This is a genomic window from Rhodococcus sp. A14 (assembly GCF_011603105.1).
GTDB lineage: Bacteria > Actinomycetota > Actinomycetes > Mycobacteriales > Mycobacteriaceae > Rhodococcus_F > Rhodococcus_F opacus.
The window spans coordinates 99603-112061 of the sequence record NZ_JAAOQS010000016.1; the positions used below are offsets into that span (position 1 = coordinate 99603).

9 protein-coding genes and 1 pseudogene are annotated in these 12459 nt (G+C 67.7%); 5 read left to right on the forward strand and 5 right to left on the reverse strand.

Going from position 1 to position 12459, the window contains the following annotated elements; all coding sequences use genetic code 11:
- Positions 1-47 precede the first annotated feature (47 nt).
- Positions 48-1040 carry a LacI family DNA-binding transcriptional regulator gene (locus tag G9373_RS11860; RefSeq protein ID WP_206032090.1) on the forward strand — a complete coding sequence of 331 codons (993 nt, stop codon included), beginning with the start codon at positions 48-50 and terminating at the stop codon, positions 1038-1040.
- Between the two features lie 2 nt (positions 1041-1042).
- Here G9373_RS11860 and ugpC read toward each other — a convergent pair whose 3' ends face one another.
- Positions 1043-2125: a sn-glycerol-3-phosphate ABC transporter ATP-binding protein UgpC gene (ugpC, locus tag G9373_RS11865; protein ID WP_005253435.1), complete on the reverse strand. Its 1083-nt coding sequence runs from the start codon at positions 2123-2125 to the stop codon at positions 1043-1045.
- Between the two features lie 229 nt (positions 2126-2354).
- On the opposite strand from ugpC, the gene G9373_RS11870 reads away from it, so the two are divergent.
- Both G9373_RS11870 and G9373_RS11875 read left to right on the forward strand, forming a co-directional pair.
- Entirely contained in the window at positions 2355-3359 is a 1005-nt protein-coding gene (locus tag G9373_RS11870; protein ID WP_005562100.1) for an ROK family glucokinase, read from the forward strand.
- Positions 3344-3679 carry a WhiB family transcriptional regulator gene (locus G9373_RS11875; RefSeq protein ID WP_054245890.1) on the forward strand — a complete coding sequence of 112 codons (336 nt, stop codon included), beginning with the start codon at positions 3344-3346 and terminating at the stop codon, positions 3677-3679. Before G9373_RS11870 ends, G9373_RS11875 begins: the two co-directional genes overlap by 16 nt.
- A gap of 10 nt (positions 3680-3689) precedes the next feature.
- On the opposite strand, the pseudogene G9373_RS11880 reads toward G9373_RS11875, so the two are convergent.
- The 3 genes and pseudogenes from G9373_RS11880 to G9373_RS11890 all read right to left on the reverse strand — a co-directional run.
- Positions 3690-5495: pseudogene (locus G9373_RS11880) on the reverse strand (serine/threonine-protein kinase PknD); the annotation flags it as partial.
- 52 nt (positions 5496-5547) lie between these two features.
- Complete coding sequence (locus G9373_RS11885; RefSeq protein ID WP_005253439.1) at positions 5548-5796, reverse strand: hypothetical protein; 249 nt, start codon at positions 5794-5796, stop codon at positions 5548-5550.
- A 90-nt stretch (positions 5797-5886) separates the two neighbouring features.
- Entirely contained in the window at positions 5887-8439 is a 2553-nt protein-coding gene (locus G9373_RS11890) for a LuxR C-terminal-related transcriptional regulator (RefSeq protein WP_167115266.1), read from the reverse strand.
- 438 nt (positions 8440-8877) lie between these two features.
- On the opposite strand from G9373_RS11890, the gene G9373_RS11895 reads away from it, so the two are divergent.
- Together G9373_RS11895 and G9373_RS11900 are read left to right on the forward strand one after the other, a co-directional pair.
- A complete protein-coding gene (locus tag G9373_RS11895) occupies positions 8878-9855 on the forward strand; it encodes an acyl-CoA dehydrogenase family protein (RefSeq protein ID WP_169692798.1) in 978 nt (325 codons plus the stop codon).
- A 111-nt stretch (positions 9856-9966) separates the two neighbouring features.
- Positions 9967-10641, forward strand: a complete 675-nt coding sequence (locus G9373_RS11900; protein WP_240960463.1) for an acyl-CoA dehydrogenase family protein — start codon at positions 9967-9969, stop codon at positions 10639-10641.
- Here G9373_RS11900 and G9373_RS11905 read toward each other — a convergent pair.
- Positions 10631-12439: an alkyl sulfatase dimerization domain-containing protein gene (locus G9373_RS11905; protein WP_167115269.1), complete on the reverse strand. Its 1809-nt coding sequence runs from the start codon at positions 12437-12439 to the stop codon at positions 10631-10633. The genes G9373_RS11900 and G9373_RS11905 overlap by 11 nt on opposite strands.
- Between the last annotated feature and the right edge of the window lie 20 nt (positions 12440-12459).

Genomic DNA, 12459 nt, shown 5'->3' on the forward strand with positions numbered 1-12459 from the left:
CGTTGCTCGCTTACTGTGGGAACGTGATCCCCAAGCAGTCCGTCAACATGGCCGACGTCGCGCGCCGCACCGGAGTCTCGATCGCCACCGTCTCGCGTGCGTTGCGCGGCGAGCGGGGTGTCTCCGAAGCGACGCGACTGCGAATCCAGAGGGTCGCGGACGAGTTGGCGTACGTCATCTCACCCGAGGCGTCGAAGCTGTCGGGGGGCGCGACCGGGCGGGTGGCCGTCGTGGTGCCGTGGATCGACGCCTGGTTCTATTCGCGGATTCTCGCCGGCATCGAACACGAACTCCGCGCCGCGGATCTGGACGTGCTGCTGTACTGCCTCGAGGAGTCGTCCCAGCGCGAATCGTTCTTCGAACGGCTTCCCTTGCGCCGCAAGGTCGATGCCGTCATCGCCGTGGCGTTTCCTCTGACCGGGCCGGAGCGGGCGCGGCTCGAGGAGATGGATGTGACCGTGGTCGTCATCGGCGCGCACGCCGGCGAGTTCCCGTCCGTCCGGATCGACGACGAACTGGCCGCGCGCCAGGCCGTCGGGCACCTGATCAGGATCGGCCACACCCGGATCGGCATGATCCGCACTGTGGACCCGGAAGGCCAGTACTGGGAGGGCGACATCGCCCGGGTGGCGGGTTTCCACGCCGCCCTCGCCGACGCCGGACTCGACGACGACTGCACCGTCACCGTTCCCTGGGGAATCGAGGGCGGCGAGCGCGGCATGGAACTACTGCTCAGCCGCGCCGAGGTGCCCACCGCGGTGTTCTGTCATTCCGACGAGGTCGCCGTCGGAGCGTTGCGCACGCTGCGACGTGCGGGTATCCCCGTTCCGGCCGGGATGTCGGTGATCGGGATCGACGATCACCCGACGGCCGAGCTGGCCGACCTGACCACGGTCCGGCAGCCGGTCGGAGAGCAGGGGGCGGCGGCCGGCCGGGCGGTCGTGGAACTGCTCAGCGGCAGGGAACCGGCGGAACGGGCGGTCGTGCTCCCGACCCACCTGGTGGTCAGGGGCTCGACCGCCCGTCCTCCGGAACTCTGACGTCAGCGCACCAGGCGCTCGCCCGCCGTGTCGGTGGCGAAGAGGTGCGCATGGGCCTCGTCGACGCGGACGTGCACGACCTGGCCCTTCTCGGGTGGGTTGCGCCAGTCGACCCGCGCGACCAGGTTCTCGGTCCGCCCGCCCACGGTGGTGCGGCCGAACACGAAGGCCTCGGAGCCGAGTTCCTCGACGACGTCGATCTCGAGTTTCAGCCCGCCGGAGTCGGCGATCTCGACGTGCTCGGGCCGGATCCCGAAGATCACCTCGCGCCCGCCCGTCGCGGTCAGGACGTCGCGGGGGACGGGGACCAGCTGGTCGCCGATCCGCACCCCGCCGTCGGTGACGGGGACGGTGAACAGGTTCATCGACGGTGAACCCATGAAACCGGCGACGAAGACGTTCGCGGGCCGGCGGTAGAGCTCGCGCGGGGACGCGCACTGCTGCAGCACCCCGCCCTTGAGGACGGCGACCCGGTCGCCCATCGTCATGGCCTCGACCTGGTCGTGGGTGACGTAGACGGTGGTGGTGCCGAGGCGGCGCTGGAGCTGGGCGATCTGGGTGCGGGTCTGCACCCGCAGTTTCGCGTCGAGGTTCGACAGCGGCTCGTCCATCAGGAACACCTGGGGTTGCCGGACGATGGCGCGGCCCATGGCCACTCGCTGCCGCTGGCCGCCGGAGAGGGCCTTGGGTTTGCGGTCCAGGTAGTCGCCGAGGTCGAGCATGTCGGCGGCCTCCCCGACGCGCGTGCGGATCTCGGTCTTGTCGGTGCCGGCGAGTTTGAGGGCGAAGCCCATGTTCTCCGCGACGGTCATGTGTGGGTAGAGCGCGTAGTTCTGGAAGACCATCGCGATGTCGCGGTCCTTGGGTTCGGCGTGCGTGACGTCGCGGCCGCCGATCAGGATCTGGCCGCCGTCGACGTCCTCGAGTCCGGCGAGCATCCGCAGCGAGGTGGATTTGCCGCAGCCGGACGGGCCGACGAGGACGAGGAATTCGCCGTCCTCGATGTGCAGGTCGAGTTGATCGACCGCCGGGACGTCCGAGCCGGGAAAGAGCCTGGTCGCGCCGTCATAGGTGATTGTTGCCATGAGAAATGAATCCCTCCACCGGCAGGAACGTGCCGGACGATCCGAGTGTTAGGGGTGTGTCGGCAGACGCCGACGAGGAAGAACTATGGCCTAGATCACAGTGCTTGTCCACTTGGAGATGACCGGGCTTTGTTCTCGAAAAGACGGAAGTGTGTATTGATGAAAATCCAAAGGTCCTCTACTGTCAGCGTGACACCCCTCACTCGCAGATTTGAAGAGGACACGAGACATGGCTCTGACAATTGGCATCGACGTGGGTGGCACGAAGATCGCAGCCGGCGTGGTCGACACCGACGGAGTCATCCACCGGATGGTGCGTCGTGACACCCCGTCCCACGATGCGCGGGGGGTCGAGAACGCGATCGCCGAACTCGTTCGCGAACTGGCGGACACGCACCCCGTGCAAGCGGTCGGTATCGGCGCGGCCGGCTTCGTGGCCGCCGATCTCAGCACCGTGCTCTTCGCCCCGAACCTGGCCTGGCGCAACGAGCCCCTGGGCGAGGTCGTCCAGGCCTCCTGCGGACTGCCGACGGTGGTCGAGAACGACGCCAACGCCGCGGCATGGGGCGAGGCGCGCTTCGGGGCCGGACGGACGGGGCAGACCGTCGTCGTGCTCACGGTCGGAACCGGCATCGGCGGCGGCATCGTCGTCGACGGCGTTCTCCATCGCGGCAAGTTCGGTGTGGCAGCGGAATTCGGGCATCTCAACGTCGAACCGCACGGTCGCCGCTGCGGTTGCGGTAACCACGGCTGCTGGGAGCGTTACGCCAGTGGGCGGGCGCTGGTCCGCGAAGCGCAGGATCTCGCGAACGTCTCGCCCGGTTTCGCCGCCGATCTCCTCGCCCGCGCCGGCGGAAGGGCGGACGCCATCACCGGCCTGCACATCACCGCGGCCGCGCAGGAGGGCGACCCCGCCGCACTCGAGTGTTTTCGGGTGATCGGTTCCTGGCTGGGGCACGGCATGGCGGACATCGCCGCGTTCTTCGATCCCGACCTGTTCATCATCGGCGGGGGCGTGTGCGAGGCGGGCGAACTGCTGCGCGGTCCCGCCGCCGCCGCGTTCGAGAACCGTCTCACCGGACGCGCACACCGACCGGTCGCCGAGGTGCGACTGGCTGAACTCGGCGCGAACGTCGGCATCGTCGGCGCCGCCGATCTGGCCCGGGAACGAGTTCTCGGGCTCGCACACAACGGCTCACGAGTATCTGGAGGAGTGCAATGTCCAATCGGTTGAGTCTTCCCATTCCGGTCGCCGAGGTGTGGGACTGGCAGAGGGACGCCGCATGCCGCGGCTACGAGTCGTCCACATTCTTCCACCCCGACCGCGAACGTGGCCGGGCACGCGAGATGCGGGACTTCCGCGCCAAGATGATCTGCCGCGGATGCCCCGTGCTGGTGCAGTGCCGCGAGCACGCGCTCAGTGTCGGTGAACCGTACGGCATCTGGGGTGGACTCTCCGCGAACGAGCGCGAAGAACTCCTCGCCAATCACCAGGGCCGGGTGGACGAGGCCGTGGCGGAATCCTTCGGCTTCGATCTGGTGCGCCAGGCCTGAGCACTTGCGGTCAGCTGCCCGCCGGGAGCATGACCACTCTGCTGTTGTCGGTGTCCGCGACGTACACGTCGCCTCGGCTCGACACGGCGATCCCCTCCGGCTGATCCAGCCCGGAGAACGGGAGAACCTCCTGCTCGTCCGAACCGGCGGCCAGCCGCAGAATCCGGTTGTGGTTCTGATCGATGGCGTACACGGTTCCCTCGTCGTCGACCGCGACACCCCCGACGCTCTGGAGGTCGGTGAAGGGCAGAAAGCTCTGGGCATGGGTGGCGGCGTTCCACGCGAGAACCTTGTTGGGCGTGCCGACGTAGAGATCCCCGTGTTCACTGACGGCGACGGCGAACGGGCCGATCACCGTCAGCGGCACCGCGACGGGAGCCGCGGTGACGTCGCGCAGGGCCATCACCCGATTGTTCAGCGTATCGGCGACATACAGCGTGGCGTCCGGTCCGAGTGCGATTCCGAACGGCTGGTTCAGGCCGCCGAACGGCATCGGTACCTGGGTGCTGCCGTGCAGCATCGTCACGGTATTGGTCACGAGGTCGGAGACGTACACATCGCCGGACGTACTGACCGCCACTCCCTGCGGAACCTCGAGTCCGGTGAAGGGAAGAGCTGTCTGCTCATACGTCCCGGCGCTCACTTTCAGGACCTGTTTGGCCGCGCTGTCCGCGATGTACAGGTCCCCGGTGCCCGAGACCGCGAGCCCGGCGGGTCCCTGCAGATCGGTCAGCGGGAGCACGACCTGCGCGCTCGTCGACTCCTCGCCCGGCCAGGCGACGTAGGCGACAGCGGCGACGACGAGGACGCCCAGAAGCGCGGCGAGCAGCCAGCGTTTCCGTCGGCGCGAGCCCCCGACCGTTGTCGGTTTCGTGGGCGCCGCACCCCGTTCGGTGTCGGGGCGGGTCACGTCCGGACCGCTCGCGCGGGTGGTCGCGGCGGGGTCGACCAGGGCAGCAGGCCGGGTCACGTGGCCGGGCCCGGCCCACTCGATCGCCCGGATGGCATCGCTGAACTCACGACAGGTCGAGTAGCGCGCTTCGCGGTTCTTGGCCATGGCGCGCGCGACGACCGCATCGACACCGGCGGGCAGCCCGGGGCGAACCACGCTCGGCTGGGGAATCGGTCCGTTCAGATGGCCGTGCATCACCGAGGACGCGGTGTTGCCGGGGTACGGCGGTTCGTTGGTGAGCAGGTGGAAGAAGGTGCAGCCCAACGCGTAGATGTCGACGCGGTGGTCGAGTTTCTCACCCTCGATCTGCTCGGGCGCGGCGTAGTGCAGGGTCGCCACCAACACCCCGGTGCGGGTCAGCTGATGTGTTTCGTCGAGGGCCTTGGCGGTGCCGAAGTCGGTGAGCAGTACACGTTCGGGATCACCCGGCGCGAGCAGGATGTTCGCCGGCTTCACGTCGCGGTGCAGAATCCCGGCCTCGTGGGCGTGGTCGAGTGCTCTCCCCGTCTCGCTGACGATGTGCACGGCGCGCTCGACGTCCAGGGCGCCGGAACCGAGGGCTTTCCTGGCGTCGGTGCCGGGAACGTACTGCATCGCGATCCACAACCTGCCGCCTTCACGGCCACGGTCGTGGACGGTGACGATGTTGGGATGGTCGAGATGCGCGGCGTGGTCTGCTTCCGACTCGAAACGTGACCGGACGTAGTCGTCGTTCGTCCACGACGTGTCGAGCAGCTTGAGCGCGATCTTGCGCGGCAGGTTGGGATGCTGGGCGAGGTAGACGGTGCCCATGCCGCCTCGTCCCAGAACCCGTTCGATCACGTAGCCGGCAAACACCGTGCCCGGTTCGAACTCGCCGCTCACATCGGCTTCACCGCCTCCCGGGACCCTCCAATCATTGAACCCCGACGCCGGGTCAGTCCGGTAGCCGCCGCATCTCGATGACGGTCAGTCCCAGCGCGTCGAAGCGCGCCAGCATGCCACGGAGATCTGTCGGGCTGTCGACCGGACCGTAGAGCGTGGTGTCGCCGGTCGTGACGTCCGAGACGTCCAACTCGGGGAACGCGGCCAGCACCCGATCGGACAGGGCGCCGCTGATCAGGAAGGCGTACCTGACCTTGCCGGGCCAGTTCGATTCAGGACGCACCACGGCGGGCTCCTTCATTCGCATCGTCGTTCCAGAACTCGGTCAGCCGTAGATTTCAGGGTGACCGACAGAACGGCAACGCGCCTCACCCGCAAGTGGTGAACCGGCTCAGAGAAGGCCGTTGTGTTGCGCGGCCGCGATGGCGTCGCGGCGGGAGGTGACGCCGAGTTTGCGGTAGATCCCGCGCAGATGGGTCTTCACGGTGTTCACCGACACGCACAGATCTGCCGCGATCTGCTCGGCGGTCCGCCACGACGGAAGCTCCACGAGGAGTTCCAGTTCGCGGGGAGTCAACATGTCGGACGCAGCGCTCTCCGACCGCGGGAACGACGCCCGGAGCCTCTCGGCGAAGGGTTCGAGGACACCGAACCGGCCGGTGCTCCGCACCAGAAGTTCTCGGATCTGCGGTCCGCAGTCGTGGAACGGGCGCAACGCCGACTGCGGCTCCGCGAGACGCAACGCCTCGGTGAGTGCGCTGTGGGCTCGTGAATCATGTTTGCGGGCAAGCGCGATCGATGCGTCCACGAGCCACGCCGCAATCAGATTGGTTCCCGCCGCGCACTCCAGTTCACCGTCCACGACGGGTTGGAGCGTCTTGCGGGCCAGGTCGAGTCGGTGGAGATGCAGATGGATGATCGCCTCGACGAGGGCTGTGTCGCCGGTGGGCCCGAGGAGAGCGTGCGTCTCGGTCGCCAGTTCGTGCGCCCACCCGGTCTCGCCGGCGGACAGATACGCGTACTGAATGGCAGGCAGCAACACCGCCCGGACCCCCGGCGGAACCGGCAACGAGGACGACACGGGGCTCTCCGCGTGCAGCGTTGTCACCGAATTGTGCCGGTATCCGGAATCGTCGAGACCGAACAGGGTGGCGGCACCGTCGGCGAAGCCCGCGATCCCGGTGTTCGCCCGACGCAGCGCCTCGGCGGATTCGGCGGCAAGGCGGGCGGCATCGGGATCCATCCGGAGGTAGCGGCACCAGGAGTCGATGAGCTTGGTCAAGTGGAATGTCGGATCGCTCGTTGCCGAATGCGTCCGACCGATCGCGAGTGCCTCGTCCGCCAGTGCGGACGCTCGCACGACGTCCCCCCGCGACATCGCGACAGCGCCGAGAGACCCCAGGCAGTACATGACGCCCAGCGACGCACCGCCGAGGCGAGCGTGAGCCAACGACTTCTCGAGGACGACCTCCGACTCGTCGTTCCGCCCGAGGAACAGCAGCGCACGCCCTTCCTGGAGCAGGACGAACGCGTCGAGATCGGGATCGCCGCTCGATCCGACACCCACGCTGCGCAGCCGGTTCAGGGCGGTCTCGATGTCGCCGGTGCCGATCGCGGTCTGCACCCGGAGCGATTCGCGGAGCAGCAGATGTAACCGGGACTCGGCGGCACCGTCCACCAGCAACCCCGACCGTCTGCGGTCGAGAAGTTCGAGGGTGGACGTGGCCACCGGGATGTTGCCCGACGCGAGCGCCGCGGCGGCGCGGATGAGCCGCGCAGACGGGTGGTCCTGCGAAGATCGGGGTGCCCGCGTGAGAAGCCGGCCGACGGCCTCACCATGACCTCCGACGATCAGGGACAGTGAAGTCCGGGCGAGCAGCGCCACGATCTCGTCGTGATCACCGGAGTTCACCGCGTGTTCGAGTGCGAGCAACGCGTCCCCGAATTCATCGTGCCAGTGGGCGGCCGTCAATTCGAGGTGCTCGACTTCGACGTGGCCGATCCGGCTGATCTCCGCCCGCAGATAACTCCGCAGCAGCGGGTGGTAGCGGTAGTGCGTGGGACTGTCGGTGATGCGGCTGATCAGAAAATTGTGGTGCTCGAGCCAGTCGATGTTGCCGTGCGCATCCGTGCAGCCCGTGAGCTTCTCCGCGAGTTCGACGGTGAACGAGGCCGGGACGGACGTGCGCAGGAGGAACTCGCGCATCTCGTCGGTCTGGCCGGCGAGGACCTCCTCGATGAGATAGTCGGCAACGGCCCGGCGGTCGCCCGTGAACTCGGCGATCAGTCGGCTCGGATCCGGGTGGCCTTCCAAAGACATGCCCGCCAAGCGGATTCCGGCCGCCCACCCCTCCGTGCGGTCCATCAGCGCGTCGAGATCGGCCGGACGCAGCACGACGTCGTGCTCGTCGAGCATCTCGGCCGCCTCGGCGGACGTGAACGCGAGAGCCTTCGCCGTGAGTGTGAACAGCTTGCCGTCCAGGCGAAGTCGCTGCAGAGCGAGCGGCGGCTCGAATCGCCCGATGATGACCGTCCGCAACATCGGAGGTTGCCAGCGCATGAACGACTCGAGGTCGGTGAGTACGTCGGTGTCGCGGAGGAGGTGGGCGTCGTCGATGACCATCCAGATGTTCTCGCCGAGTTCGTGCAACGCGGCCGACAAGTGCGCGCCGACGTCCGGCGCCTCGGAATCGAGCCCGGCGCAAGCCTTCTGCAGGCGAGGATTTCCGGTGTCGCTGAGTGAGCGGAGGATGGCACGGTGGACTACGTCGAGGTCGTTGTGCCGCTCCTCGATCGTGAGCCAGGCAATGGTCGGAGCGTCGGCGGCGGCGAGCACCTCCCGTGCCCAGTCGGCCACGGCCCGCGTCTTGCCCGACCCGGCCGGTGCACAGACGAGCGCAACCGGGCAGGGGTGGGCGTCGTCGGTGAGCGCTTCGGTGAGCATGGTGTGCAGGCGGGTCCGGGTAACCGTCCGACCCCCTGCACTCGAAGGTATTCGAGTACTCAGATGAAATTCCCCGAGAGGTGCTGCCGTCACGCCGACCCCCAATTCTCGCTGCACCGAGAAACGATCTTCGACAAACGCCAATCCCCGACGCCGTAGGCCGGTGCGACGATTTTAGCGAGAATGCGTTGTTTTGTGTGGGTGAACGTGTTTTACCGAACGGCAACGCCACGCTTTCGTGATGTCGTTCGGACTACTTCGTCATCGCGATCGTGCACCCGATTCGGAGTCCGTCACTTCGCGGTGACCTGAGAAAATTGGCCAAAGCCGCGTTGCAGGCGTGAGCCTGCGGAAACATCCGCCACACGTCAACGAAAGTGGACAGCATGCACACAGGTGGTGCCGGCCGCGGACCCACCCGATCACCACCTCGACACGTTGCGGGCCGAGGTGCGAGCGTTCCTGCGCGAGCAGATCGACGCCGGCGTGTTCACACCCGGTGTGGACACGTGGCTCACCCGGTGGAACCCGGACTTCACGAAGGCCCTCGCGGCCCGCGGCTGGCTGGGCATGACGATCCCGGCGGAGTACGGCGGGCAGGGCCGCACGTTCATGGAGCGGTTCGTCGTCACCGAAGAATTGCTGGCCGTCGGCGCGCCCGTTGCCGCACAGTGGGTCGCGGACCGGCAGGCCGCACCGTCGCTGCTCGCCTACGGCACCGAGGAACAGAAGCAGCGTTTCCTCCCCGGAATCGCCACCGGCGAGATCAGCTGGGCGATCGGAATGAGCGAACCGGAATCGGGCTCCGACCTCGCGAGTGTCCGCACGAAAGCGGTCCGGGTGGACGGCGGCTGGCGGATCACCGGGACCAAATTGTGGACGTCCGGCGCCCACCGGGCCGACGCCTTCTTCGCGCTCGCGCGGTCGGCTCCGCTCGACCAGGCGCAGCGCCACGCCGGGCTCAGCCAATTCATCGTTCTGCTGGACTCCCCGGGTGTGCAGATCAGGCCGATCCTCTCGATGTCGGGCGACCACCATTTCAACGAGGTGATCCTCGACGAGGTGTTCGTGCCCGACGAGTTGGTGCTCGGCCGCATCGGCGAAGGCTGGAAGCAGGTCACGTCCGAGCTCGGGTTCGAACGCAGTGGTCCGGAACGTTTCATGTCCACGTTCTCGATCCTCGCCGCAATGGCCGAGGAAATCCGGGAGGGACGGCAACCGGCCGATGCCCGCATCGGAGCGCTCGTCGCCCGGACCTTCGGCCTCCATCACATGTCCCGCGCGGTGTCGGAGGCACTGGGGCGTGGTGACGACGCCGAGCTCGGCGCCTCGGTGGTGAAGGTCCTCGGCACCCTGCGAGGCGGTACGAGTGAGATTCTGCGCGGCGTCATCGCGCGGGGATTGGGGATGCGCTGATGACCGGACCGGCAACCGACACCGAGATGCGGGAGTTCGCACGCATGCTCGGCCAGGTCTTCGCCACAGATCGGCGGGCCCCGGGCGAGGCTCGGGAGTTCGATCTGAGAGTTGTGGTCGACGCTCGCCGAACTCGGCCTCACGAGGCTCACCGGCCCCGAATCCGGGGGTGGCAGCGACGCCGGGTGGACGGAGTCGGCGTACCTGCTCGCGGCCGCCGGCGCCGCTGATCTCCCGATCGCCGAGAACGATCTGCTCGCGGGTTGGCTGCTCGGCAGGTCCGGTTGCCCGACCGCGACTTCCGGCCCCGCCGTGGTCCGCACCGCAGCCGTGCTGGATGCCGACGGCACCGCGCGGCACGTCCCGTGGGCGCGTTCGGTGGATGCGCTGGTGGCCGTGTGGGAGGCGGACGTCACGTGGCGGGTCGCCGAATTCGCCCGCGCGGATGTCGAGGTGACGGAGGCGGCCAACCTCGCGTCGATGCCCCGGGACCACGTCCGGGTCGACGTCTCCGCGCAGCAGGGCACGCCGGTGCCCGCCGACGTCGTGACGGAGTTCCTCCGGCGCGGCGCACTGGCTCGGGCGCTCGCGATGGCCGGGACCATGGAACGCGTCCTGGCCCTCGTCGTCGAGCACACCTCGGCGCGCACGCAGTTCGGTCGCGCGGTGGGCAAATTCCAGGCGGTGCAGCCGGGGTACGTGGTTAGGCGGCTCCGCCGCCCGTGCGCCTTTCTGGTTGTCCCAGCTACCAAAAAGGTGCACGGGCGCGGAGCGCCTACGGAGTGACGATCGGGAACGCGCTGTCGGGTGGGTCGACGAGTTCCGTGAGGACCAAGAGCTTCGACGGGTCACCCGCCACCTCTACGCCCTCGAGTCCCTTGCCGGCGAACAGTCCGACCAACTGCATCTTCGTCAGGGTCAGCGAGACGTCCGGTTGCGTCGCGGTCCTCGGCGACAGCGTCTGGATGAGTGCACCGTTGGACAGCGTCGTCCGGTAGTGCGCTTCGGGTTCGGTGAAGTGCCACTCCGCGACGAGGGTCTTGTCCCAGGCTCGCGGGCCGTTGATGCGGAGGGCGACGGAGTCGAAGATCTGCTCGATCGTCAGGGCGCTCAGCATGTCCGCGCCGAGTTCGGTAATTGGAGGCGGAACGATGCCGCCGCGCAATTCGAGTGCGCCGGTGAGGTAGAAGTTGCGCCACGTCGCGTTCTCCGAGCCGAACCCGAGTTGCTCGTAGGTGCGAGCGAGTAGTTCTTTCGCGTCGCTGTCCGACGAGTCGGCGAACACCGCATGCTTGAGGAGTTCGGCGGCGAACCGGAAGTCGCCGTCGTCGAAATACCGTTGCGCCTTTGCCCGGACCTCGTCCTGACCGCCCATGCATTCGACGTACCGTGTCGCGACGTTCTCCGGCGTGTGCTGCCACAGCGACGTCGGGTTGCCGTCGAACCAGCCCATGTAGCGCTGGTAGATCGCTTTGACGTTGTGGCTGACGGAGCCGTAGTAACCACGTGTGTGCCAGGCTGATTCGAGGGCGGGAGGCATCGGGAAATTCTCCGCGATCTCGAGCCCCGTCAGCCCGGAGTTGAGCATCCGCAGGGTCTGATCGTGCAGATACTGGTACAGGTCGCGCTGCTCCGACAGGTATTTCACCACCCGGTCGCGACCCCACGTCGGCCAGTGGTGGGAGGCGAACGCGACGTCGTAGCCGCCGTCGAACATCTCGATCGCCTGATCGAGGTACCGCGACCAGGCGCGGGGGTCCCGGACCAGCGCGCCCCGCAGCGTGAGGAGATTGTGCAGATTGTGGGTGGCGTTCTCCGCCATGCACAGTGCCCGGTGGTCCGGGAACAGGAAGTTCATCTCGGCGGGCGCCTCCGTTCCCGGCGTCACCTGGAAGATGATCCGGATGCCGTCGACGGTCTCCTCCTGACCGGTGTGGGTGATGTCGACGGTCGGTGGGATCAGTCCGGGGACACCCGACGACACGTTGGTGCCGAGGCCGGCGCCGACGTGACCGCGCGGCCCCTTGGGGAGCAACGCGCCATACATGTAGGTGGCGCGGCGTCCCATAGCGGTTCCGGCGTAGACGTTTTCGGCCACCGCGTGTTCGAGGAACCCTTCGGGGGCGAGGATCGGGACGTCGCCGCGACCGTCCGGGAGAACGCCGACGACGCCGCCGAAGTGATCGATGTGGGAGTGCGTGTAGATCACTCCGGTGACGGGCCGATCGCCACGGTTCTTCCGGTACAGCGCGAGCGCGGCGGCCGCGGTTTCCTGCGAGATCAGCGGGTCGATCACCAGGATGCCCGTCTCGCCCTCGACGATCGTCATGTTGGACAGATCGATACCGCGAAGCTGGTAGATGCCCTCGGTGACCTCGTACAGGCCGTCCTTCGCGCACAGTTGCGACTGACGCCAGAGGCTCGGGTCGGCGGTGTCCGGGCAGTCGCCGTTCAGGAACGAATACTCCTGCATGTCCCACACCACGCGACCGTCCCCATCCGTGACGGTGCGGGGGTCGAGACGGTCGACGAAGCCGCGGTCGGCGTCCTCGAAATCGGTGGTGTCCGAGAAATCGGGTGTCATGATTCTTCCTTCTCGTGTCG